21 protein-coding genes are annotated in these 23,934 nt (G+C 64.8%); 5 read left to right on the forward strand and 16 right to left on the reverse strand.

The annotated features are described in order from the left end of the window. Nucleotides 1–100 precede the first annotated feature (100 nt). The 12 genes from LOY51_RS24280 to LOY51_RS24335 form a co-directional block, all read right to left on the reverse strand. On the reverse strand, nt 101–2,035 hold the full coding sequence (locus tag LOY51_RS24280) for a methyl-accepting chemotaxis protein (RefSeq protein WP_258643388.1): 1,935 nt from the start codon (nt 2,033–2,035) through the stop codon (nt 101–103). 321 nt (nt 2,036–2,356) lie between these two features. Next, nucleotides 2,357–3,649 carry an adenylosuccinate synthase gene (locus LOY51_RS24285; protein WP_003249542.1) on the reverse strand — a complete coding sequence of 431 codons (1,293 nt, stop codon included), beginning with the start codon at nt 3,647–3,649 and terminating at the stop codon, nt 2,357–2,359. 56 nt (nt 3,650–3,705) lie between these two features. Further along, nucleotides 3,706–4,893, reverse strand: a complete 1,188-nt coding sequence (locus LOY51_RS24290) for an ATP phosphoribosyltransferase regulatory subunit (RefSeq protein WP_110996129.1) — start codon at nt 4,891–4,893, stop codon at nt 3,706–3,708. A 281-nt stretch (nt 4,894–5,174) separates the two neighbouring features. Continuing rightward, entirely contained in the window at nt 5,175–6,044 is an 870-nt protein-coding gene (gene hflC / locus LOY51_RS24295) for a protease modulator HflC (RefSeq protein WP_110996130.1), read from the reverse strand. Then, nucleotides 6,044–7,228: an FtsH protease activity modulator HflK gene (gene hflK, locus LOY51_RS24300; RefSeq protein ID WP_125465755.1), complete on the reverse strand. Its 1,185-nt coding sequence runs from the start codon at nt 7,226–7,228 to the stop codon at nt 6,044–6,046. Before hflK ends, hflC begins: the two co-directional genes overlap by 1 nt. A gap of 96 nt (nt 7,229–7,324) precedes the next feature. Further along, nucleotides 7,325–8,626, reverse strand: coding sequence for a ribosome rescue GTPase HflX (gene hflX / locus LOY51_RS24305; RefSeq protein WP_125860658.1), 1,302 nt, complete (start codon nt 8,624–8,626; stop codon nt 7,325–7,327). Between the two features lie 18 nt (nt 8,627–8,644). Continuing rightward, nucleotides 8,645–8,905 carry an RNA chaperone Hfq gene (gene hfq, locus LOY51_RS24310; protein WP_110996133.1) on the reverse strand — a complete coding sequence of 87 codons (261 nt, stop codon included), beginning with the start codon at nt 8,903–8,905 and terminating at the stop codon, nt 8,645–8,647. Nucleotides 8,906–8,998: 93 nt separating this feature from the next. After that, nucleotides 8,999–9,970 carry a tRNA (adenosine(37)-N6)-dimethylallyltransferase MiaA gene (gene miaA / locus LOY51_RS24315; protein WP_258643393.1) on the reverse strand — a complete coding sequence of 324 codons (972 nt, stop codon included), beginning with the start codon at nt 9,968–9,970 and terminating at the stop codon, nt 8,999–9,001. Between the two features lies 1 nt (nt 9,971). Further along, entirely contained in the window at nt 9,972–11,873 is a 1,902-nt protein-coding gene (gene mutL / locus LOY51_RS24320) for a DNA mismatch repair endonuclease MutL (protein WP_258643395.1), read from the reverse strand. Beyond that, entirely contained in the window at nt 11,870–13,303 is a 1,434-nt protein-coding gene (locus tag LOY51_RS24325; protein WP_125465759.1) for an N-acetylmuramoyl-L-alanine amidase, read from the reverse strand. Before LOY51_RS24325 ends, mutL begins: the two co-directional genes overlap by 4 nt. 12 nt (nt 13,304–13,315) lie before the next feature. After that, on the reverse strand, nt 13,316–13,780 hold the full coding sequence (gene tsaE / locus LOY51_RS24330; protein WP_371923667.1) for a tRNA (adenosine(37)-N6)-threonylcarbamoyltransferase complex ATPase subunit type 1 TsaE: 465 nt from the start codon (nt 13,778–13,780) through the stop codon (nt 13,316–13,318). Then, the gene (locus LOY51_RS24335) at nt 13,777–14,637 is read right to left on the reverse strand and encodes an NAD(P)H-hydrate dehydratase (RefSeq protein WP_258643396.1); all 861 of its coding nucleotides are present in this window, start codon (nt 14,635–14,637) and stop codon (nt 13,777–13,779) included. Before LOY51_RS24335 ends, tsaE begins: the two co-directional genes overlap by 4 nt. A 65-nt stretch (nt 14,638–14,702) precedes the next feature. Between LOY51_RS24335 and queG the strand changes: the two genes are divergently transcribed. Next, nucleotides 14,703–15,767 (forward strand): tRNA epoxyqueuosine(34) reductase QueG, encoded by a 1,065-nt coding sequence (queG, locus tag LOY51_RS24340; RefSeq protein WP_125465761.1) that lies wholly within the window; start codon nt 14,703–14,705, stop codon nt 15,765–15,767. A 183-nt stretch (nt 15,768–15,950) separates the two neighbouring features. Here queG and LOY51_RS24345 read toward each other — a convergent pair whose 3' ends face one another. Together LOY51_RS24345 and orn are read right to left on the reverse strand one after the other, a co-directional pair. Next, nucleotides 15,951–16,562 carry a trimeric intracellular cation channel family protein gene (locus LOY51_RS24345; protein WP_110996140.1) on the reverse strand — a complete coding sequence of 204 codons (612 nt, stop codon included), beginning with the start codon at nt 16,560–16,562 and terminating at the stop codon, nt 15,951–15,953. Between the two features lie 134 nt (nt 16,563–16,696). Next, the gene (gene orn, locus LOY51_RS24350) at nt 16,697–17,239 is read right to left on the reverse strand and encodes an oligoribonuclease (RefSeq protein WP_125465762.1); all 543 of its coding nucleotides are present in this window, start codon (nt 17,237–17,239) and stop codon (nt 16,697–16,699) included. A gap of 108 nt (nt 17,240–17,347) precedes the next feature. Between orn and rsgA the strand changes: the two genes are divergently transcribed. Next, nucleotides 17,348–18,379 carry a small ribosomal subunit biogenesis GTPase RsgA gene (gene rsgA, locus LOY51_RS24355; RefSeq protein ID WP_125465763.1) on the forward strand — a complete coding sequence of 344 codons (1,032 nt, stop codon included), beginning with the start codon at nt 17,348–17,350 and terminating at the stop codon, nt 18,377–18,379. 280 nt (nt 18,380–18,659) lie between these two features. On the opposite strand, the gene motB is transcribed toward rsgA, so the two are convergent. Together motB and motA are read right to left on the reverse strand one after the other, a co-directional pair. Beyond that, complete coding sequence (motB, locus tag LOY51_RS24360; RefSeq protein WP_125860664.1) at nt 18,660–19,679, reverse strand: flagellar motor protein MotB; 1,020 nt, start codon at nt 19,677–19,679, stop codon at nt 18,660–18,662. Nucleotides 19,680–19,682: 3 nt separating this feature from the next. Beyond that, nucleotides 19,683–20,534 carry a flagellar motor stator protein MotA gene (gene motA, locus LOY51_RS24365; protein ID WP_125860666.1) on the reverse strand — a complete coding sequence of 284 codons (852 nt, stop codon included), beginning with the start codon at nt 20,532–20,534 and terminating at the stop codon, nt 19,683–19,685. A 130-nt stretch (nt 20,535–20,664) separates the two neighbouring features. On the opposite strand from motA, the gene LOY51_RS24370 reads away from it, so the two are divergent. Genes LOY51_RS24370 through asd form a run of 3 tightly spaced genes read left to right on the forward strand, consistent with a single transcriptional unit; the run spans nt 20,665 to nt 23,927 of the window. After that, nucleotides 20,665–22,200 (forward strand): HDOD domain-containing protein, encoded by a 1,536-nt coding sequence (locus LOY51_RS24370; protein WP_258643399.1) that lies wholly within the window; start codon nt 20,665–20,667, stop codon nt 22,198–22,200. Nucleotides 22,201–22,244: 44 nt separating this feature from the next. Further along, the gene (locus LOY51_RS24375) at nt 22,245–23,054 is read left to right on the forward strand and encodes a rhodanese-like domain-containing protein (protein WP_258643401.1); all 810 of its coding nucleotides are present in this window, start codon (nt 22,245–22,247) and stop codon (nt 23,052–23,054) included. 9 nt (nt 23,055–23,063) lie between these two features. Beyond that, nucleotides 23,064–23,927, forward strand: a complete 864-nt coding sequence (gene asd / locus LOY51_RS24380) for an archaetidylserine decarboxylase (RefSeq protein ID WP_110996147.1) — start codon at nt 23,064–23,066, stop codon at nt 23,925–23,927. Nucleotides 23,928–23,934 lie beyond the last annotated feature (7 nt).

Consider the following 23,934-nt stretch of genomic DNA (forward strand, 5'->3'; position numbering starts at 1 on the left):
GATGTATCTGAACAAGGCATAAGGCCCTATCGCGGGGCAAGCCCGCTCCCACGCCGCCGTTTGTAGGTCGCGTGGGAGCGGGCTTGCCCCGCGATGCTTTTCAGGCCCGGAACTGCCCCAGGCTCGCGCGCAACTGCGCCGCCAGGTCATCCAGCACCTTGCTGCTGGCCGTGGTCTGCATCACCACCTCGGCTGACCGCTCGGCCTGGGCATGGATGTTCTCCACCCGCCCACGCACCGCCTGCGCGCCATTGGCCTGCTGCTCTGCCGCACGGGTAGCCAGGCCGATCGCCGCATGCACCTGCTCCACCGCCGCCTGCACCGACTGCTGACGCCGTTCGTTGTCACGCAGCACCAGCAGGCCTTCGCTGGCCTGGCGCCCGGCCTGGCTGATGGTGGCGACCGCCTCCTTGGCACCCTCCTGCAAGGCGGTGATGTGCGACTGGATATCGCCAGTCGAACTCTGCGTCTTGCTCGCCAGCGCCCGCACCTCGTCAGCCACCACGGCGAAGCCACGCCCGGTCTCGCCCGCCCGCGCCGCCTCGATGGCGGCATTGAGCGCCAGCAGGTTGGTCTGCTCGGCAATGCCGTGGATAACCGTCAGCACCACTTCGATCTGCTCGCTTTGCTTGGCCAGCCGCTCGATCACCTGGGAGCCGGTTTCTACTTCACCGGCCAGGTTCTCGATCAGCCGTGCCAGCTGCGTGGACGCACGGCTGTTCTCATCGGTGGCCTGGCGGATATCCACCACCTGCTGCAATGCGGCCTGCATGGCGTGGCTTTCGGCCTGGGCCTCGTCGGCCATGCTCGACAAGTCGCGCAGGCTGGCGGCCACTTCATCGCGCTGCAGCGCCGCCGCAGCGTCGGCCCCGGCGTTGCGCTGGGCCATGCTGCCGATCTCCACCCCGGTGCGCTGGGCCACCTCACCGGCCTCACGCACGATGGGCTGCAGCTTGTCGACGAAGCGGTTGACCGCCGAAGCCATGTCGCCGATCTCGTCGCGGCTGTCGAGGGTCACACGCTTGGTAAGGTCGCCCTCACCCGCAGCCAGGTCGTTGAGCGCGGTAATCAGCAGGCGCAGCTTGCTGAGCACCCGGCGCCCAAGCACCACGGCGACCACCAGCAATACCCCCAGCCCGACCAGCACCAGGCCCAGACCGATCCGCCAGCGCAACTCGCCGGCGGCGTCACGCACGGTCTGCGCAGTATTGGCCTGCATCGCCGTGGCGCTGTTCTGGGCGGTTTCCAGGCGGGCGCGCAGGGCCTTGCCACTGTCGGCGGCGGCGGCCACCAGGCTGTCGCCGACCAACTGCTCACCACTGCCGATCAACGCGGCAAAACGCTGGTCGAGCGCCTTGAGCTCCTGATCGACGCCCGCCGTGGAAACCCCCATCAGCACCTTGCCGATCTCGGCGCCATTGGGGCTGATGGATGCTTCGACGAAGTACACCGACGGGTCCTTGCGCGCCGCATCCAGCACCTTGTCCAGCGCCCGCTCGCCCTGGCCCTTGTCCATCAGTGCCTGGTTGATCGGGTTCTGCCGGTTGAGGTAGCGGGTCAGGTGCTGGCCCTGGGCGTCGTCATAGATCACAAACAGCACGTTGGGATTGCGCTGGGCGCGCCGGGCGAAGTCCGACAACATCGGCACGTCGTTATCCCAGATGGCGCGCGGCGCAACCGACGCCAAGAGTTCGGCCATGTCGTTGGCCGAGTCCTTGAGGTTCTTTTCCAGGGTGGCGCGCAGTTGCTGCTGCTCGCTTTGCAGCCGCTCGGAAAGGCCGGCACTCAGGCGCTGGCGGGTACTGGCAGAGAGGCTGTCGAGCCCGGCGCGTACATCCTGGCCGGCCTGTTCCAGTTCTGCGGCCAGTTTCTGGCTGTCATGCCCCAGGCGCTCGCCCAAATCGGCCTCCAGGGCGGTGACCGTGCTCCGCGTCAGTGCAACGGCGACCAGCACCTGCACCAGAAGAGCGATACCAAGCGCAACAAACACAGGCCGCAACAGGCGGCTTCGTAACAGTGAAAGGATGGCAGACACGTTGTAACCCTCGTGTTTCTGGCGCCATTACTTTGATGGCATCTACGGAAACTTCTTACAGCAAGGGTTGTGCCGAAGGCAGCAGGTAAAAATGCCATGCCAGGTGGCATCAATACCTGCGACAGAGCTGGAAGCAAAGCGACATCCCTGTGGGAGCGGGTTTACCCGCGAATGCAATGCTGGATTCACCGCCGCATTCGCGGCGGTTCGACGCTTCGATAAACCCGCTCCCACAGATACTTGGCAGTGGTGCCACATAGAAACAAAAACGCCGCGAACCCTTGCGGGAACGCGGCGCTCAGTCAGCTTACGGCTAGCTAATCAGGCAAACGGATGACGCAGCACGATGGTCTCGTTGCGGTCCGGGCCAGTCGAGATGATGTCGATCGGCGCGCCGACCAGCTCCTCGATGCGCTTGATGTAATCGCGCGCGGCCTGTGGCAGCTCTTCCAGGGTTTTAACGCCCAGGGTCGACTCGCTCCAGCCTGGCATCTCTTCGTACACCGGCTCCAGGCCGATGTAGCTGTCGGCATCGGAAGGTGCGTCGATGACGGCACCGTTCTCGTTCTTGTAGCCCACGCAGATGTTGATGGTTTCCAGGCCGTCCAGTACGTCCAGCTTGGTCAGGCAGATGCCAGAGATGCTGTTGACGTCGATGGCGCGACGCAGGATTACCGCATCGAACCAGCCGCAACGACGGGCGCGGCCGGTGGTGGAACCGAACTCGTGACCACGCTTGGCCAGGGTGGCGCCGGTTTCGTCGAACAGTTCGGTCGGGAATGGACCGGAACCGACACGGGTGGTGTAGGCCTTGGTGATGCCGAGGATGTAGTCCAGGTACATCGGGCCAACGCCGGAACCTGTGGAAATGCCGCCAGCGGTGGTGTTGGAGCTGGTGACGTACGGGTAGGTACCGTGGTCGATGTCCAGCAGCGAGCCCTGGGCGCCTTCGAACATGATGTCCTTGCCGGCGCGGCGCAGGTTGTGCAGCTCGGCGGTAACGTCGAGCATCATCGGCTTGAGTTGCTCGGCGTAGGCCATGCACTCGTCCAGGGTCTGCTGGAAGTCGATGGCCGGCTCTTTGTAGTAATTCACCAGCTGGAAGTTGTGGTAATCCAGCAGCTCACCGAGCTTGGCGGCGAAACGCTCGCGGTGGAACAGGTCGCCCACACGCAGGCCGCGGCGTGCGACCTTGTCTTCGTAGGCTGGGCCGATGCCACGGCCGGTGGTGCCGATCTTGGCTTCGCCACGGGCCTTTTCACGGGCCTGATCGAGGGCCACGTGGTACGACAGGATCAGCGGGGCAGCCGGGCTGATGCGCAGACGCTCGCGCACCGGTACGCCCTTCTCTTCCAGCTTGGTGATTTCGCGCATCAGCGCATCCGGGGCCACGACCACGCCGTTGCCGATCAGGCACTGTACGCCTTCACGCAGGATGCCCGACGGAATCAGGTGCAGAACGGTCTTCTCACCGTTGATCACCAGGGTGTGACCCGCGTTGTGGCCACCTTGGTAGCGCACGACGGCGGCAGCATGTTCGGTCAGCAGATCGACGATCTTGCCTTTGCCCTCATCACCCCACTGGGTGCCCAGGACGACGACATTCTTACCCATAACACTTGTCCTCATTCACGCAAACTTGGTTGCCGGCCCATCGCCGGCGAAGAATCTCAATGGGTCAGCGGCAGAACCTGCCAGCGCCCGTCTTGCTGAATCAATTGCCGATCACAATCCGCCTCAAGGGCAGCACTCAGCGGCTGGCCAGGCAGAGCCTGGACCACACGCTGGCCCTCGTTGCGCAACTGGCAGACTTGCTGCCAGAGGGCCGCATCACCGCTGTCGGGCATCCAGATGCCGCCAGCCGGGAGTACGACCTCCGCTCGCCCCAGTGTGACCAGGGTCTTCAAATCCGTGGAGAAACCGGTGGCCGGGCGTGCCCGACCGAAGTCGGCGCCGATGTCGTCGTAACGCCCGCCCTGGGCGATCGATTGACCCTCGCCAGGCACGAACACGGCAAACACCACGCCGGTGTGGTAGTGGTAGCCGCGCAGCTCGCCGAGGTCGAAGTACAGCGGCAGATCCGGGTAGCGCGAGGCCAGACGATCAGCGATCGCCAGCAGGTCGTCCAGCGCAGCCAGCACGCTGGCCGGGGCTCGGCCCAGGCGCACACGGGCCTCGGCCAGCACTTCGCGACCACCGCACAACTCGCACAAGGCGCGCAGCATGTTGCCAAGGTCTTGCGGCAGGTTGGCGGTCAGCGCCTGAACTTCATCGACAGCCTTGCGCTGCAGGGCATCGAACAGCTGCTGCTCGACGTCACCCGACAGGTTGGCGGCGCGGGCCAGGCCACGGTAGATGCCGACATGACCGAGGTCCATGTGCACATCCGCCACGTCGGTCAGCTGCAGCGTGGCGAGCATCAGGCTGATGACTTCGACATCGCTGGTAGGGCTGGCGTCGCCGTACAACTCGGCGCCCAACTGGATCGGGCTGCGCGAGGTGGACAGCGCGCGTGGCTGGGCGTGCAGCACGCTACCGGCATAGCACAGGCGGCTCGGGCCTTCGCGGCGCAGGGTGTGAGCATCGATACGCGCCACCTGCGGGGTGAAGTCGGCGCGGAAACCCATCAGGCGGCCGGACTGCGGATCGACAACCTTGAAGGTGCGCTCGTCCAGGTCCGCACCGGCACCGGTCAGCAGCGACTCCAGGTATTCGATATGGGGGGTGACCACCAGCTCGTAACCCCAGCTCTGGAACAGGTCCAACACCTGCCGACGCGCGATCTCGATGCGCGCAGCCTCAGGTGGCAGTACTTCCTCGATGCCATCTGGCAGAAGCCAGCGGTCTACCGTTGCCATTACGCCATTTCCCCTTTGGTCCGGGCGGCCACCCTGCGGGCTAGCCTTGAGTGAAACGGGCCCTGGCGGACAGCAGCGGGCAGGACCGAACCCAGCGCAGCCACCGTTACCAACACCCTTGAATACCTTGCGCCGGGGCCGTTTCATCGGCCAATCAACCTTACAGACGCAAAAAAGCCGGGAATTTCCCGGCTGCCGCATCATACACCCCTTTTCATTCAGGATGCACCCCGCCAGGCATTTTAGCTGCCGGGCGGGGCGCGCTCATCATGAGAGCAACCTCAGGGCTTGCTCTTGTCCAGGAAACGGAAGAACTCGTTCTTCGGGTCCAGGACCAGCACGTCGCTCTTGCTGGAGAAGCTCTCGCGGTAGGCCTGCAGGCTACGGTAGAACGCGTAGAAATCGGCGTCCTGGGTGTAGGCCTTGGCATAGATGGCAGCCGACTGGGCATCGCCATCACCACGGGTCTCTTCCGCCTCACGATACGCTTCGGCCAGCAGCACGCGGCGCTGACGATCGGCGTCGGCACGGATGCCTTCGGCCAGCTCGTTACCCTTGGCGCGGTGCTCGCGGGCTTCACGCTCACGCTCGGTGCTCATGCGGTCGAACACGCTGCGGTTGACTTCCTTGGGCAGGTCGATGGCCTTGACGCGAACGTCGACCACTTCGATACCCAACTCCTTGCTGGCCATGCGGTTCAGCGAGGCGGTGATGTCAGCCATCAGTGCGTCACGCTCACCCGACACCACTTCGTGCAGGGTGCGCTTACCGAACTGGTCACGCAGGCCGCTTTCCAGACGACGCGACAGGCGCTCGTCGGCGATCTGCTTCATACCCGAGGTAGCGGTATAGAAGCGCTCGGCGTCCTTGACGCGCCACTTGGCGTAGGCGTCGACCATCACTGCTTTCTTCTCCAGCGTCAGGAAACGCTGGGTTGGGGCGTCGAGGGTCATCAGGCGAGCGTCGAACTTGCGCACCTGGTTCACGTACGGCACCTTCACATGCAGGCCAGGCTGGACATCGGCCTTGACCACGCGACCGAACTGCAGCAATACCGCGCGTTCGGTTTGCGAAACGATGTAGAAGCAGTTCCAGGCGACGATCGCCAGCACCACGGCGCCAATCAGGGCGAACAGCGATTTATTGCTCATCAGCGGCTCTCCCTGGAACGCAGCGGCGGTTGTTGTTGCAGGTCCTGGGCGGCACGCGCGGCGGCGTCATTGGCCGACGGCGACACGCTGCTGGCGGGAACCGCAGTGCTGTTGCGACCGCTTTCGACCATCTTGTCCAGCGGCAGGTAGAGCAGGTTGTTCTGCCCATCCTTGGTTGCTACCAGGACTTTGCTGGAGTTGCTGTACACCTCCTGCATGGTCTCGAGGTACAGGCGCTGACGGGTAACCTCTGGCGCCTTGCGGTACTCGGCGACCAGCTTGGTGAAGCGATCGGCCTCACCCTTGGCGCGGGCGATGACTTCATCGCGGTAGCCGTTGGCGTCCTCGATGATGCGCTGCGCCTGGCCACGGGCTTCCGGCACCACGCCGTTGGCGTAGGATTCGGCCTGGTTGCGGGCACGCTGCTCGTCTTCACGGGCACGGATCACGTCGTCGAAGGCCTCTTGCACTTCACGCGGGGCTGCCGCGCTCTGCACGTTGACCTGGGTCACGGTGATACCGGTCCGGTAGGTGTCGAGGAAACGCTGCAGGCGCTCGCGGATGTCCACGGCCATCTGCTCACGGCCTTCGGTCAGTACCTGGTCCATCGAGGTGGAACCCACCACGTGGCGCAGGGCGCTGTCGGTCGCATGCTGCAGGCTGACTTCCGGCTGGTCGACGTTGAGCACGAAGTCCTGCAGGTTGCTGATGCGGTACTGCACGGTCAGCGGCACTTCGACGATGTTCTCGTCTTCGGTGAGCATCTGGCCCTGCTTGGTGTAGGCCCGCTCACGGGTCACGTTTTCCATGTACTTGCGGTCGATCGGCGGGAAATAGATATTCAAGCCGGGGCCGACGGTCTCGTAGTACTTGCCGAAGCGCAGCACGACTGCCTGCTCCTGCTCGTCCACCACGTACACGGCGTTGTACAGCCAGATTGCCGCCAGCACCGCCAAGCCTACGCCCAGCAGGCCCAGGCCGCCACCTTTGCCGATATTGCGGTCGCTGTTGCCACCGCGCTTCTTGCCACTGCCGAACATGCCGTTCAGGCTGTCCTGCAGCTTGCGGAAGGCCTCGTCCAGATCCGGTGGACCTTTCTTGTCGCCACCGCCGCCACCGCCACCGCGACGACCGCCCCAGGGATCCTGATTGTTCGAGTTGCCACCCGGCTCGTTCCAAGCCATAGCGCTCTCCATCTGATAAAGCAAAGACGCGCCCACGGCGCGCCGTCCAATGCTACAGAATGCCTGTCACTGCTGCCCGGCGACCTCGACGAGCATTTATTGCAAAGTGTGTTGCTCGACAAACACTTGCGGCTCCATGCCTTCGCGGCTGACCAGGCGATTCAACTCGACCCTGGGCAGTCGCACGCTCAGCAGGCTGCGCCCTTCTTCATCATGCTCTTCACTCTGCACGGCACCCAACGCGAAGAATTGCGCGCGCAAGCGGGCAAATCGCTGCTCCAGGCACAGGGTTCCGACATAAAGATCATCCCCCAGCAATTCGGCAACTGCCTGGCCAACCAGCTCCAGGCCTCGTCCATCACGTGCCGATACCCAGACCCGCTGCGGCTTGCCGTCGGCATCGCGCTGGATCTGCGGCTCGACATCTTCGAGCAGGTCGAGTTTGTTATACACCTCGAGGATCGGCAAGCCTTCAGCGCCAATCTCGCCCAGCACCGCCAAGACCTGCTCGATCTGCTCCATGCGCTCGGGCTCATGGGCGTCGATCACGTGCAGCAGCAGGTCGGAGTTGCTCGACTCTTCGAGCGTAGCCCGAAATGCCTCGACCAGCTTGTGCGGCAGATGGCGGATGAAACCCACGGTGTCGGCCAGCACGATCGGCCCAAGGTCGGCCAGTTCCAGCCGGCGCAGCGTAGGGTCGAGGGTGGCGAACAGCTGGTCCGCGGCATAGACCTCGGACTGTGTGAGGGCGTTGAACAGGGTCGACTTGCCGGCGTTGGTGTAACCCACCAGCGACACGGACGGGATGTCGGCACGCTTGCGCCCGCGACGGGCCTGCTCGCGCTGGCTGCGCACCTTCTCGAGGCGGCCCTTGATCTGGCGCAGGCGCACCCGCAACAGACGGCGGTCGGTTTCCAGCTGGGTTTCACCCGGGCCGCGCAGGCCGATACCGCCCTTTTGCCGCTCAAGGTGAGTCCAGCCGCGTACCAGCCGCGTGCTCATGTGCTCGAGCTGGGCCAGTTCGACCTGCAGCTTGCCTTCGTGAGTACGCGCCCGTTGGGCGAAGATATCGAGAATAAGCCCGGTACGATCCAGCACGCGACACTCGAAAACGCGTTCGAGGTTACGTTCCTGGCTGGGCGTGAGGGTGTGATTGAAAATCACCAGGTCAACTTCTTCGGTTTTGACCAGGTCGCGCAATTCCTCGACCTTGCCGCTACCGATCAGAAACTTGGCGGTGGGCTGATGCCGTGACACTGTCGCCAGTGTAACGATCTCGGCTCCGGCCGACAGCGCCAGCTCCTGAAACTCCTGCGGGTCTTCGCGCGCCTCAGGGTTCTGACCTTCCAAGTGAACGAGCAGCGCTCGCTCACCACCACCGTGGCGCTCAAAGAACAATGCAGGCTCCTACTATTTTCAAGCGTTGCCTTGCTCGCTATCGCCATGCTCGCCATCGGTCGGGCTGGGCAGACGAACTGGACGGGCAGGTACGACAGTCGAAATCGCGTGCTTGTAGACCATCTGGCTGACGGTGTTCTTCAGCAGCACGACGAACTGGTCGAACGATTCAATCTGGCCCTGCAACTTGATCCCGTTGACCAGATAGATCGAAACCGGGACCTTTTCTTTTCTCAAGGTGTTCAAGTAAGGGTCTTGTAGCGAATGCCCTTTTGACATATGCCGCACTCCTGTAAGGATCAATAGTAAAAAACAAGAAAATTCAGTAATTGCTGCCGCCTTTCGCAAGAATAGACGGCAATAAGCAGGGACTCAGCTCAATATGGAGACGGCCCCAAGGTATTTCAAGGTGCGGGACAGATTGTCGCAGGCCAGGCTATCCAGCCAGTGCACGTCGGACCAACCGCGCAACCAGGTGAATTGGCGCTTGGCCAACTGACGCGTGGCAATGATACCGCGTTCAAGCATCTCATTCTCAGTTAGCTGGCCGTCCAGGTAATCCCAGACCTGCCGATACCCCACTGCCCGTATAGACGGCAGCCCGGCGTGCAAGTCACTTCTGGCTCGCAGCGATCGGACCTCGTCGACGAAGCCCTGTTCCAGCATCTGCGAAAATCGTAACGCAATTCGCTCATGCAAAATGTGACGATCTGTAGGCGCTATGGCCAGGCTGGCGACAGTATAGGGCAAATGCCCGCTCACGCCTGCGTCTGCGCCGCGACTTTCGGCGAATTGTCGCTGGCGGTGGGCGGTCATGCTTTCGCCGCTCACCCGGTACACCTCAAGCGCGCGAATCAGGCGCTGCGGGTCATTCGGATGGATGCGCGCCGCCGACTCGGGGTCCACCTCGGCCAGCTGGCGATGCAACTCGGCCAGGCCCAACTCGCCGGCCTGGGCCTCAAGCTCGGCGCGCACCCCTGCATCGGCCGGCGGCATGTCGGCCAGGCCGTCGACCAAAGCCTTGTAATAAAGCATGGTGCCGCCGACCAGCAGCGGGATCTTGCCGCGCGCGGTGATCTCGGCCATGGCCTCGAGCGCATCGGTGCAGAACTGCTTCGCCGAATAGCTCTCGGCCGGGTCGAGGATATCGATCAGCCGATGCGGATGGGCGGCCAGCACCTCTTTCGAAGGTTTGGCAGTACCGATATCCATGCCGCGATAGACCAGCGCCGAATCGACACTGATCAGCTCGCACGGCAGCACCTTGGTCAGCTCGATGGCCAGGTCGGTCTTGCCGGCCGCCGTCGGGCCCATGAGGAATATCGCCGGGGGTTTCATGCTCATTTCATCGCCCCCGCAGGAACAGCTTGTCCAAGTCATCCAGGCCCATCTGGGTCCAGGTCGGCCGGCCGTGGTTGCACTGGCCGCTGCGCTCGGTGTTCTCCATGTCGCGCAGCAGGGCGTTCATTTCCGGGATCGCCAGGCGCCGGTTGGCGCGCACCGCACCGTGGCAGGCCATGGTCCCGAGCAATTCGTTCAGGTGCGCCTGGATGCGGTCGCTGCTGCCGTACTCCATCAGGTCGGCGAGTACGTCCTGCACCAGGCGGTTGGCCTCGGCCTGCTTGAGCAGCGCCGGGATCTGCCGGATCGCCAGGGTTTCCGGGCCCAGGCGCTGCAGTTCGAAGCCCAGGCGCTGGAACCACTGGGCGTGCTCTTCGGCGCAGTCGGCCTCGCGCTGGCTCAGCGCCAGCGACTCCGGCACCAGCAGCGGCTGGCCGCTCAGGCCTTCGCTGGCCATGGCCACCTTGAGGCGCTCGTACATGATCCGCTCGTGGGCGGCATGCATGTCCACCAGCACCAGGCCGATGGCGTTCTCGGCCAGGATGTAGATGCCTTTGAGCTGGGCCAGGGCATAGCCCAGTGGGGGGATATCACCCTGGCTGTCCGGCAAGGCTCCCGACGTGGCGGTGGCGTTGTCCAGCGGCGCATAGAACTCGCGGTAGACCGCCTGGGCCTCTCCGGCAGCGAGCGGCTGGGACGGGCGCGGGGTGTATTGGTACTGATAACCCGCACCCGCGCCGCCCGAGGAGAACGACTGACGCGCCTCGCCCTGGGGCTGCTCCAGTACCGGCGATGCCAGGCGCATTTCGCCCTGGGGGCCGAATTCCCCGGCCTGCTGACCGCTCGGGCGAATCAGCTCGGCGGTTGCCGCGGGGGCCGCGAGCTGGTCCTCAGGCCGTACATCAGCCAGGGCCCGGTGCAGGGTGCCATAGAGAAAATCGTGGACCATCCGCCCTTCGCGGAAGCGCACTTCGTGCTTGGTCGGGTGCACGTTGACGTCGACACCGGTCGGGTCGAGTTCGAGGAACAGCACGAAGGTCGGGTGCCGGCCGTTGAACAGCACGTCGCGGTAAGCCTGGCGCACCGCGTGGGCGACCAGCTTGTCGCGCACCGCGCGGCCATTGACGAAGAAATACTGCAGGTCTGCCTGGCTGCGCGAAAACGTCGGCAGGCCAACCCAGCCCCACAAGCGCAGGCCGTTGCGCTCGACGTCGATCGGCAAGGCCTGTTCGAGGAAGCCCGGGCCACAGATGGTACCCACGCGCCGCGCCCGGGCCATCTCGTCGGCCGCCTCGTGCAGGCTGAAGATGGTCTTGCCGTTGTGGCGCAGGTGGAAGCCCACGTCGAAGCGCGCCAGCGCCAGGCGCCGGATGACTTCCTGCAGGTGATCGAATTCGGTTTTCTCGGCCTTGAGGAACTTGCGCCGGGCCGGGGTATTGAAGAACAGGTCACGCACCTCCACCGAGGTGCCGACCGGGTGCGCGGCTGGCTGCACGCGCGGGAGCATGTCGCGGCCTTCGGTCTCTACCTGCCAGGCTTCGCCGGCGTCGGCAGTGCGCGATGTCAGGGTCAGGCGGGCCACCGAGCTGATCGAGGCCAGGGCCTCACCGCGAAAGCCCAGGCTGAGCACGCCTTCGAGGTCTTCCAGTTCACGGATCTTGCTGGTGGCATGGCGCGCCAGGGCCAGCGGCAGGTCGTCCGGGGCAATGCCGCTGCCGTTGTCACGTACCCGCAGCAGCTTCACGCCGCCCTGCTCGACCTCGACTTCGATACGCCGGGCGCCGGAGTCGAGGCTGTTCTCCAGCAACTCCTTGGCCACCGAGGCCGGGCGCTCGACGACCTCACCCGCGGCGATCTGGTTGGCCAGCCGCGGGCTGAGCAGCTGGATGCGCGAACCGCCATTCATTGTTGCGACGCCAGGGTAGTGCCCGGAATGTCGAGGTGCTGGCCGACTTTCAGCTCATCGGTCTTCAGGCCGTTGCTGCTGCGCAGGCTGGCAACGCTGACCTGGTAGCGCACGGCGATCATCGCCAGGGTTTCGCCGGGGCGCACGGTGTGATCGCGCGGGCCCTGGGCAATCTTGCCGCTGTCACGCAGCCAGGCGATGTAGGTGCCCGGCGGCGGGTTCTGCTGGAAGAACTGGCGCACGCCGGTATGGATCGAACGGGCCAGCGCCTGCTGGTGGCTGCGCGTGGCCAGCTTGGCCGCCTCGTTGGCATTGGAGATGAACCCGGTTTCAACGAGGATCGATGGAATGTCCGGCGACTTCAGCACCATGAACCCAGCCTGCTCGACGCGCTGCTTGTGCAGGGGCGTGACCCGGCCCATGTTGCCCAGCACCTTTTGCCCAACGTTGAGGCTGGAGCTGAGGGTGGCGGTCATCGACAGGTCGAGCAGTACCCCGGCGAGCATGCGGTCCTTGTCATCGAGGCTGACGTTGCCGGCGCCGCCGATCAGGTCGGAACGGTTTTCCGTGTCGGCCAGCCAGCGCGCGGTCTCGGAGGTGGCGCCGCGGTCGGACAGGGCGAATACCGAGGCACCAAAGGCGGCTTTGGACGGCGCGGCATCGGCGTGAATCGAGACGAACAGGTCAGCGCCCTTCTTGCGGGCGATCTCGGTGCGTTTGCGCAACGGGATGAAGTAGTCGCCGGTACGGGTCAGCTCGGCGCGATAACCCTTCTCGCTGTTGATCTGACGCTGCAGTTCCTTGGCGATGTCGAGCACGATGTCTTTCTCGTGCTGCCCACGCGAGCCCGAGGCGCCCGGGTCTTCGCCACCGTGGCCGGCGTCGATGGCCACGACGATGTCGCGCTTGCCGGCAGGTGCCGGTGGCAGCTTGATCGCGGGTTGCACCGGGGTCACCGGCACCGCCGGCGTGGTCGCAGGGGGCTGCACCGCTGGGGGCGGTGTCGGGTTGCTGGCGGCGATGGCGTCGGCTTCCTGGTCGTACAGGTCGACCACCAGGCGGTTGCCGTACTGGGCATTCGGCGCCAGGGTGAAGCTCTTGGGCGATACGGCCTTTTTAAGGTCGATCACCACGCGCAGGTCGGTTGGCGTGCGCTGGGCCGACCGCATGCTGTTGATCGGCGTGTTCGAGGTGGCCACGTTCAGCGGCCCACCCAGGGTGGCACCGTTGATATCGATGACCAGGCGATCCGGCGCGGTCAGGGTGAAGACGCTGTGCTGTACAGGCCCGGACAGGTCGAAGACCAGCCGCGTGTTGTCCGGCGCACGCCACAGGCGCACGCTCTTGACTTGAGTGACAGCCGCCAGAGCGTCAACGGTCACCGTTGTCAGCAGCAGCCCAACGACAGCGACCAGTGCGCGTATGCGCATACCTTTCCCCACTTACTGTTTGATTTTCTTGGCCAGATCGGCACACCAGGCTTCGCCGCGTGCCCCCTGCGGCGACAGGTTCAGCGAGCGCCCGCCCGCTTGCGGGCTTATGGTAATGGTCAGGTCGGGCTTTGGCAAAACGCCCGCACCTTTATCGGGCCACTCGAACAGGCACAGGGCGTCGCCCTCGAAGTAATCGCGAATCCCCATGAATTCAAGCTCTTCCGGATCGACCAGGCGATACAGGTCGAAGTGAAAAGCGCGAATGTCGCCGATCTCGTAGGGCTCGACCACGGTGAAGGTCGGGCTCTTGACCGGGCCGGTGTGGCCCAGGCCACGGATCAGGCCGCGTGACAGGGTGGTCTTGCCGGCGCCCAGGTCGCCCTCGAGAAAGATCACGCCATGACCGCCGGTCACTTCAGCCAGCTTCGCGCCGAAGTCGACGGTGGCCTCTTCATCGGCCAAAAACAGGGTTATGCCAGACACGCTGAATGTTCCTCCAACAATTCTCTAATGACCGCAACCAGATCGCTGGCTGCCAGGCCTCTTCCCTCAACCCCCAGCCGTTCGCCGGCACGGGCATGCAGCCACACCCCCAGGCAGGCTGCCTGCCAGGCGTCCAGCCCTTGGGCCAGCAGCGCCGCCAACACCCCGGTGAGCACATCCCCCAGCCCCGCGCCGGCCATGGCCGGATGACCGTGATCGCACAGCGCCAGCTGCCCGGCAGGGTCAGCCACCAGCGTACCGGCGCCCTTGAGCACACAGACGCTGGCATATTTGCGCGCCAGCTTGCGCGCGGCACCGGGCCGGTCGGCCTGCACCGCTTCGGTGGAGATCCCCAGCAAGCGCGCCGCCTCCCCCGGGTGCGGGGTCAGCACGCTGGCGCTGGGCAGCGCCAGCGGCGACCGCGCCAGCAGGTTGAGCGCATCGGCATCCCAGACTTGCGGCAGGTGCGCATTGGCCACCGCCGACAACAGGCTGCGCCCCCAGGCCGCCTGCCCCAGCCCTGGCCCGACCACCAGCACCGAGGCACGCTCCAGCGGCCCCATCAACTGATTGGCCGAACTCACGCCCAGCCACATGGCCTCGGGCAGACGGGCCAGCCCGGCAGCGACATGTTCAGGGCGCGTGGCCACACTGACCAGGCCGGCGCCACAACGCAGCGCGGCTTGCGCACTGAGCATCACCGCCCCGCCGGTGCCCAGGTCGCCACCGACCACCAGCACGTGGCCGAAGTCAGCCTTGTGGGCGCCAGCAGCACGCGGCGGCAGGCCGGCCAGGGTCAGCCGATTGAGCAGTTGCGGGGTATTACCGGGGTGTTTGGTCTGAGGCATGGGGTCAAAGGCTCCGATGTCTGGCAGAATTATACGCACCTACACCCGTAATGCCTTGCCCATCCATGCCCGCCACGCTCCCAGACATCAACACATTGGCCCAATCGATCAAGGATTGGGGCCAGGAACTCGGTTTTGCCCACGTCGGCATCGCCGGCGTGGACCTTGGCGAGCACGAACAGCACCTGCAGCGCTGGCTCGCGGCCGGCTACCAGGGCGAGATGGAATACATGGGCGAGCACGGCACCAAGCGTTCGCGCCCCGCCGAGCTGATCCCCGGCACCCTGCGGGTGATCTCGCTGCGCATGGACTACCTGCCGGGCGACACGCAGATGGCGCAACGCCTGGCCCAGCCGGAAAAAGCCTATATCGCGCGCTACGCCCTGGGCCGCGACTACCACAAGCTGGTACGCAAGCGCGTGCAGCACTTCGCCGACCGCATCCAGGAGGCCATCGGCCCGTTCGGCTACCGCGCCTTCGTCGACAGCGCCCCGGTGCTGGAGAAAGCCCTGGCGCAGGAGGCCGGCCTGGGCTGGATCGGCAAGAACACCTTGCTGCTCAACCGCAAGGCCGGCAGCTACTTCTTCCTCGCCGAACTGTTCGTCGACCTGCCGCTGCCGATCGACGGCGTGCAGGGCAGCGACCACTGTGGCCGTTGCCAGGCCTGCCTGGACATCTGCCCGACCCAGGCCTTCGTCGGCCCTTACCAGCTCGATGCACGGCGCTGCATTTCCTACCTGACCATCGAGCTGCGCCACGCCATTCCCGTGGAGCTGCGCCCACTGATCGGCAACCGGGTGTTCGGCTGCGACGACTGCCAGCTGGTCTGCCCATGGAACCGCTTTGCCAAGACCACCACCGAGGATGACTTCATGCCGCGGCGCGGCCTGGACAACGTCGAGTTGGCCGAGCTGTTCCTGTGGGATGAAAAGCGCTTTCTCGGCAGCACCGAAGGCTCGCCGTTGCGGCGTGCGGGGTATGAGCGGTTTTCGCGCAACCTGGCGGTGGGGCTGGGCAACGCGCCCACCACGATCCCGGTTGTAGAGGCGCTGAAAGCGCGGCGCAATGACCCGTCGGCGTTAGTGCGCGAGCACGTGGAATGGGCGCTGGGGCGGCACGGCGTCCTGTAGGCAATCATTCAGCCTTTCGGCGTGCGCAATCGCACAACGTGAAAGCGTCGGTACGTGGGAGCGGCGGTGCGCCGATGCGACTTGCCCCGCGATCTCGGCGAAGCCGGTGCATCCAATCGCGGGGCAAGCCCGCTCCCACGAGCAGCCGAACAGCTCCTGCATCCCGCAGGAGCCGCGCACTATTCACTGCTGGTCGTTGTAGTGGAACTTGGGCATTTCCCAGTGGAAACGGATCGCCAGCAAGCGCACCAGGAACCCGCCAAACAGGGTCAGCAGCATCGCCTGCTCCGCCGGCACCTTGAAGTACACGCAGCCCAGGTAGAACCACGCCGCCGCGAACGACACGCTGGCGTACAGCTCGCGCCGGAACACCAACGGGATGTCGTTGCAGAAGATATCCCGCAGGATGCCGCCGAACACCCCGGTGATCACCCCGCTGATCGAGGCGACCAGGAAGCCCTGCCCCATCTCCAGTGCGGTCATGCAGCCGATCAGGGTGAACGCCACCAGCCCCAGGGCATCGAGCACCAGGAACAATGAGCGCAGATGGCGCATCAACGGCGCGATGAAGATGGTCACCAGCGCGGCAAAACTGGTCAGCACCAGGTATTCCGGGTGTTTTACCCAGGTCAGCGGGTAGTGCCCGAGCAGCACGTCACGCACCGAACCGCCACCCAGGGCGGTAACGCAGGCAATCAGCACCACACCGAACCAGTCCATGCCGCGACGGCCGGCAGACAGGGCGCCAGTCATGGCTTCGGCGGTAATGGCGATGAGGTAGAGCATCAACAACATGGTGCAGTTCCAAAAACAGTGGAAAGCTACAAGCCCCAAGCTGCAAGCAATGCGCGGCGTCTGGGCTGTCGGGCCCGGGCGAATACGGCATTGCCTGGCTTGGGGCTTGAGGCTTGAGGCTTGAGGCTTGAGGCTTAGATTTTGATGAAATGCTCGCGGTAGTGACGCAGTTCGGCGATCGACTCGCGAATGTCGTCCAGGGCCAGGTGGGTGCTGCCCTTCTTGAAGCTGTCACGTACGTTCGGCGCCCAGCGCGCGGCCAGCTCCTTGAGCGTGGAGACGTCGAGGTTGCGGTAGTGGAAGTAGTTTTCCAGCCCGCGCATGTGCCGGTACAGGAAACGGCGATCCTGGCAGATGCTGTTGCCGCAGATCGGCGACTTGCCCTTGGGCACCCACTGTTCCAGGAAAGCGATGGTCTGCGCCTCGGCCTCGGCCATGCTGATCTTGCTCTCGCGCACACGCTGGGTCAGGCCCGAGCCGCCGTGGGTGCGGGTGTTCCACTCGTCCATGCGTGCCAGCACTTCATCGCTGTGATGAATGGCGATTACCGGGCCTTCGGCCAGGGTGTTCAGCTCGCTGTCGGTGACGATGGTGGCCATCTCGATGATGACGTCGCTGTCCGGGTCCAGGCCGGTCATTTCCAGGTCGATCCAGATCAGGTTCTGTGGGTTCTGCATGAAAGTGCTCCTCGAATAGGCCGTCATATTAGCCCAGCAAGGCGGTGCGTGGGCGGGCCATGCTAAACTGCCGCGGTTTTCTCACTGCCCCGCCGATACGGAACCTTCATGGCCAAACGCCAGCTCAACCGCCGCCAGAACTGGCGCATCGAAAAGATCCAGGGTGAACGCGCCGCCCGCGCCGCCAAACGCGAGCAGCATGCACTGCAAGAGCTCGAAGGTGGCGACCTGGGGCCGGAGCAGTTGGGCCTGGTGATCGCCCACTTCGGTGTGCAGGTCGAGGTCGAGGCCCAGGACGGCGACGACGCCGGCCAGGTATTCCGCTGCCACCTGCGGGCCAACCTGCCGGCGCTGGTCACCGGCGATCGCGTGGTATGGCGCGCCGGCAACCAGGGCATCGGCGTGATCGTCGCCCAGATGCCGCGCAGCACCGAGCTGTGCCGGCCGAACAATCATGGCCAGCTCAAACCGGTGGCGGCCAACGTAGACCTGATCGTCATCGTCTTCGCACCCGCGCCGGAACCGCACCCCAACCTGATCGATCGCTACCTGGTGGCCGCCGAGCATGCCGGTATCCGCCCACTGCTGCTGCTCAACAAGGCCGACCTGATCAACGACGAAAACGCCCCTACGCTCAACGCCATGCTCGAGGTGTATCGCGGGCTCGGCTACCCGTTGCTGGAAGTATCGGCCCACCAGGGCGATGGTATGCAGCGCCTGCAACAGACGCTGGATGGCCATATCAGTGTGTTCGTCGGCCAGTCGGGGGTGGGCAAGTCGTCGCTGGTCAACAGCCTGCTGCCTGACGCCGGCACCCGCGTAGGCGACCTGTCCGAATGGTCGGGCCAGGGCACCCACACCACCACCACCGCGCGGCTCTATCACTTCCCTAACGGCGGCGATCTGATCGACTCCCCGGGTATCCGTGAGTTCGGCCTGGGCCATGTCAGCCGTGACGATGTGGAAGATGGCTTCATCGAGTTCCGCGAGCTGATCGGCCATTGCCGCTTCCGCGACTGCAAGCACGACCGCGAACCGGGCTGTGCATTGCTCAAGGCACTGGACGAGGGCAGCGTGACGCAGCAGCGGATGAACAGCTACCGCTCGATCATCGCCAGCCTGCCGCAAGACAGCTACTGAGGCTGCGGCAGAGCGGCGGGTTCACAAGCCCTGTGGGAGCGGGTTCACCCGCGAAGCAGGCGACGCGATGCATGGCACCGGCTTCGCCGGTGTTCGCGGGTAAACCCGCTCCCACATGGATCGCGCTAACTTGAAGCAGCATCGTACCTGTGGGAGCTGGCTTGCCAGCGATGAGGCCAGCACTGACAACATAAGACAGTTGCTCCCACAGGCCTTTCACAAAGCAGAACGCCCATGACTGCATAGACAATCACGGGCGTTTTGCCTGGCAGCAACCGGCTTACTGGTTCTTCTGCTCGTCCATCTTCAACACACCATCCTCGAAGATGTTCAGCTTTTGCCGCAACTCGCGAGGCTGCATCGGGTCCTGCGGCGCCGGAGCGGCGGCGCCTGGCGCACCCTGGGCCGGCGGCGTCGCTTGCGGCTGGGCCTCAGGCGCACCCTGCTCACCCTGCTCACCCTCGATGGTGCGCTGGGCCTTCTTGGTCAGGACGATGATGTCGATACGGCGGTTGACCGGGTTGAACGGATTCTTGCGGTCGAACAGCGACGACGACGCATACCCCACCACACGCGCCACCTGCTCATCCGGGTAACCACCCGCGACCAGCGCACGACGCGCAGCGTTGGCACGGTTGGCCGACAGCTCCCAGTTGCCGTAGTCGCCAGTGCCGGAATACGGCTTGGCATCGGTGTGGCCACTGATGCTGATCTTGTTCGGCACTGCCTTGATGGTGTCGGCCATGGCCAGCAGGATGTCTTCGAAGTACGGCTGCAACCGCGCACTGCCAATGTCGAACATCGGCCGGTTCTCGGCGTCCATGATCTGGATGCGCAGGCCGTCCTGGGTGATCTCGAACAGGATCTGGTCCTTGAACTTCTGCAGTTGCGGGTTTTCCTCGACCTTGTTCTGCAGCTCCTGCAGCAGCAGCTCCAGGCGCTCGCGCTCGACCTGCTCGGCCATGGTCTCGACCTTGTCCTTGTCCAGCTGGATGCTGGTATCAGGCGTCGGCTCGGACTTGGTCTCGGGGTTGATGGTCTTCTCGGGTGCCAGCTGTGGCGAGCCACCCAGGTCGATGATGTACGGCGTGCCGCTTTCGGAGAAGCCGATCGGGTCCTTGAAGTAGCCGGCAATGGCGATCTTCTGCTCGGGCGTGGCGGTGGAAAGCAGCCACAGCACGAGGAAGAACGCCATCATCGCCGTGGCGAAGTCGGCGAAGGCGATCTTCCAGGCGCCGCCATGGTGGCCTCCACCGAAGCGCTTTACGCGCTTGATGATGATGGGCTGATTGTTTTCCATGGCTTAGCGACCGCGGACCGCTTGTTCCAGCTCGGCGAAGCTTGGACGGTGCTTGGGGTACAGCACCTTGCGCCCGAACTCGACAGCCAGCGAAGGCGGCATGCCCGAGGCGGAAGCGACCAGCGAAGCCTTGATCGACTCGTACAGGTTGAGCTCTTCCTTGGCATCGTGCTCCAGGCACTTGGCCAGCGGGCCGAAGAAGCCGTAGGCGGCCAGAATACCGAAGAAGGTACCGACCAGCGCCGCACCTACGTGCAGACCGATCGACGCCTGGTCGCCGTCGCCCAGCGACGCCATGGTCACCACGATACCCAGTACCGCTGCGACGATACCGAAGCCGGGCATGCCGTCAGCGATGCCGTTCACCGCGTGGGACGGGTGCTCCAGCTCTTCCTTCATGCTCAGCAGCTCCATGTCGAACAGGCCTTCGAGCTCGTGGGGAGCCATGTTGCCGGTGGACATGATGCGCAGGTAGTCGCAGATATAGGCGGTCATGCGTTCATCGCCCAGTACGGCGGGGTACTTGGCGAAGATCGGGCTGGCGGCGGCGTCTTCGATGTCACCTTCGATGGCCATCATGCCTTCGCGGCGACTCTTGTTGAGGATCTCGTATACCAGGCCCAGCACTTCCAGGTAGAAAGTATGGGTGAATCGGCTGCCGAACATCTTCAGCGACTTCTTGACCACATGCATGGTCATGTAGCCAGGGTTGGCCTGAAGAAACGCACCGAACGCGGCGCCGCCGATGATCAGCACTTCGAACGGCTGAATCAGCGCCGCGATCTTGCCGTGGGAAAGCACGTAGCCGCCGAGCACGCTCGCGAATACGACGATGATGCCGATAATTTTAGCCATAGGTTCAAAGCACTTGCTGTCGTGGTCAGGGTCGGGGACGGGAGCTTTAAAACTCTTCTTCTACTTATCGGCACAACTGCGCCAGACTATAGCCACTCATCGCGAAAAGCCAGTTCGGACTGATGTCAAAATGCCAATTGAAACCAAGGTGCCAAGTAAGGTTCCCGCGACGCTAGAGGCCTGGATAAAGCTGCTCGATGGGGTGCGCCTGCCGGTGCCCAAAGAGAGCCACGACCAGGTGGTCAAGGCCATCGCCGACAGCCGTCGCTCGCTGCGCGAGATCGCCGAACTGCTGCAGGACAGCCCCGCCCTGGTGCTGTGCGTGATGCGCGAGGCCAACCATCCGGCCAGCCCCAGCCAGGCCGACCCCGCCGAAAGCCTGGAAGTTGCCCTGAATCGCCTGGGCCTTGAACGTACCAGCCAGCTGCTGGCACGCCTGCCCACCCTGCCCGGCGACGACATCCCGCCGGTGCTGCGCCAGTTCCTGCTGATCAGCCAGCATGCCGCGCAACAAGCCAACGGCCTGTTCGCCAGCCGCCTGGCGCGGCTGTGGCAGGACATCCACTGGGGCAGCCTGCTGTTCCTCTCGCCGCTGTGGCCGCTGGCCCTGGCCTACCCGAAACTGCTGGACACCTGGGAGCTGCGGGTTATCCACAAGGGCGAGGACGCAGCCACGGTCGAGCATGAACTGTTCGGCGTGCGCATCATGTCGTTGTGCCAGGCCGTGGCCGAGCACTGGCGCCTGCCTGGCTGGGTCACCCAGGGCTATCGCCTGCTGATCGACGAACGCGAGCAACTGGCCCAGGTACTGGCCATCGCCCGCGAACCCGAGCCCCTGGCACAACAGCAGCGCCTGGACGAGGAGCCGGCCCTGCGCCGCTGGTTCAACCAGCCGCCCAACACCGTCTTGCTCGCCAATGGCCTGGCGCTGGCGGCCCAGGTCGGTTGGGACAATCCGCACCTGCTGCGCTGGCAACTGCTGACCGCGCTGTACCTGCAGACTTCGCTGGAAGATGTGCAGCAGCAGGTCCACCAACAGGCCGCCGCCAGCGCCCGCCACCATGCGCGCCACGCCTTGTTCCACCCGGCCGAAGCGCTGATCTGGCCCTGGCACCAGCGCCGCCCGCACCCGGACATGCTCACCCCGCCGCCGCCCAGCGCCGAAACGCTGGCGCACTGGCGCACGCTGTGCCAGGAACTGCTGGCCCAGCCAAGCCCGTTCTCCAACACCGTGCACCTGGCCACGCAAGCGCGCGAGGCGCTGCTGGCGTGCGGCATGCAGCGCATCATGCTGCTGAGCCTGGACAAGGCCAGCGACTACCTGCGCGTGCAGCAGACCGCCGGCCTGCCCAAGGAGGCAGACGCCATGGCGCTGGCGATCGGGCAGAACAAACTGCTGCAAAAGCTGATGAGCAAAGCCGGGCAACTGCGCCTGACGCCGGAAAACCACGCCCAGTTCGCCGCACTGCTGCCGGCCCCGCTGCGGGCGTTCTTCCGTAGCGAGCACCTGTTGCTGCGCTCACTGGCCGTCGGCGAGCAGGTGCTGATGCTGGCGGTGGTCGACCAGGGCGGCAAGCCGCTGGCCGATGTCAGCGTGCAAGCCTTCGGCAAGACCGCGCAATGCATCGAGCGCGCCCTGGCCGTGTTTGCCAACCGCAACGCCTGAGCCTTGCGCTACAATCGCTGCTCTTTCCACCCTGGAGACCGTGGATGACTGACTTTTCCGGCTTGCCCCTGGTGATCGAAGCCGAGGACCTGCTACCGCGCCTGGCTTCGCCACAGCTGATCCTGGTCGACCTGAGCAGTGCCAATCGCTACGTCAGCGGGCACATCCCAGGGGCCCGCTTCGTCGAGGGCAAGCGCACCCAGCTGGGCCAACCACCAGCACCCGGCCTGCTGCCGGCACTGGGCGACCTGGAGAAACTGTTCAGCGAGCTCGGCCACCGCGACGATGCCGTCTATGTGGTCTACGACGATGAAGGGGGCGGCTGGGCCGGGCGCTTCATCTGGCTGCTCGACGTGATCGGCCACCCGCACTACCACTACCTCAACGGCGGCATCCAGGCCTGGCCGGCGGACAAACTGTCCACCGAGGCGCCGGCGCCCGCCAGCAACCCGGTACGCCTGCAGTTGCACAGCGAACCGACCGCCACCCGCGAATACCTGCAAAGCCGCCTGGGCGCCGACGACCTGGTGGTCTGGGACGCCCGCGGCCCGCAGGAGTTCAGCGGCGAAAAAGTCCTGGCCGCCAAGGGCGGGCACATCCCCGGCGCGATCAACTTCGAGTGGACCGCCGGCATGGACCTTAACGACCACCTGCGCATCCGCAAGGACATCGCGCAAGTGCTCGAACAACTGGGCATCACCCCAGACAAGGAAGTGATCACCCACTGCCAGACCCACCGCCGCTCCGGTTTCACCTACCTGGTGGCCAAGGCCCTCGGTTACCCACGCATCAAGGCTTACGCCGGCTCGTGGAGCGAATGGGGCAACCACCCCGACACGCCCGTAGAAGTTTAAGGACGCTCAATGAAATCCCGTTTGTTCATCATCAGCCAGCACCTGCTGCCGCACCACTTGCTGTCGCGCCTGGCCGGCTGCGTCGCCGAATGCCGCGCGCGCTGGTTCAAGAATGCCTTCACCGCCTGGTTCGCCAAGCGCTACCAGGTCAACATGTCCGAAGCGCTGGTCGAAGACTTGACTGCCTACGAGCACTTCAATGCCTTCTTCACCCGTGCCCTCAAGCCCGGCGCCCGCCCGCTGGACGAGACCCCCGGCGCCATCCTCTGCCCGGCCGACGGCGCGGTCAGCCAGCTCGGCCCGATCGAGCATGGCCGCATCTTCCAGGCCAAGGGCCACAGCTTCAGCGCCCTTGAGCTGCTGGGCGGCGACCCGGCCCTGGCCGCACCCTTCATGGGCGGCGAGTTCGCCACCATCTACCTGTCGCCCAAGGACTACCACCGCGTGCACATGCCGCTGGCCGGCACCCTGCGCGAGATGGTCTACGTGCCGGGCCGGCTATTCTCGGTCAACCAGACCACCGCAGAGAACGTCCCCGAGCTGTTCGCCCGCAACGAGCGCGTGGTCTGCCTGTTCGACACCGAACGTGGGCCGATGGCGGTAGTGCTGGTTGGCGCAATGATCGTCGCCTCGATCGAGACCGTCTGGGCCGGCCTGGTCACGCCACCGAAGCGCGAGCTCAAGACCTTCCGCTACGACGAAGCCAGCCGCGCGCCGATCCACCTGGAGAAAGGCGCCGAACTGGGTCGCTTCAAGCTGGGCTCCACGGCGATCGTGCTGTTCGGGCCAGAGCAGGTGAAGTGGGCTGAAAACCTCGGCGCAGCCTCTGCCGTGCGCATGGGTGAACTGCTGGCGCAGCCAGCCCAGGCCTGATTCGCCG

Source organism: Pseudomonas sichuanensis, assembly GCF_024749065.1.
Classification (GTDB): Bacteria; Pseudomonadota; Gammaproteobacteria; order Pseudomonadales; family Pseudomonadaceae; genus Aquipseudomonas; species Aquipseudomonas sichuanensis.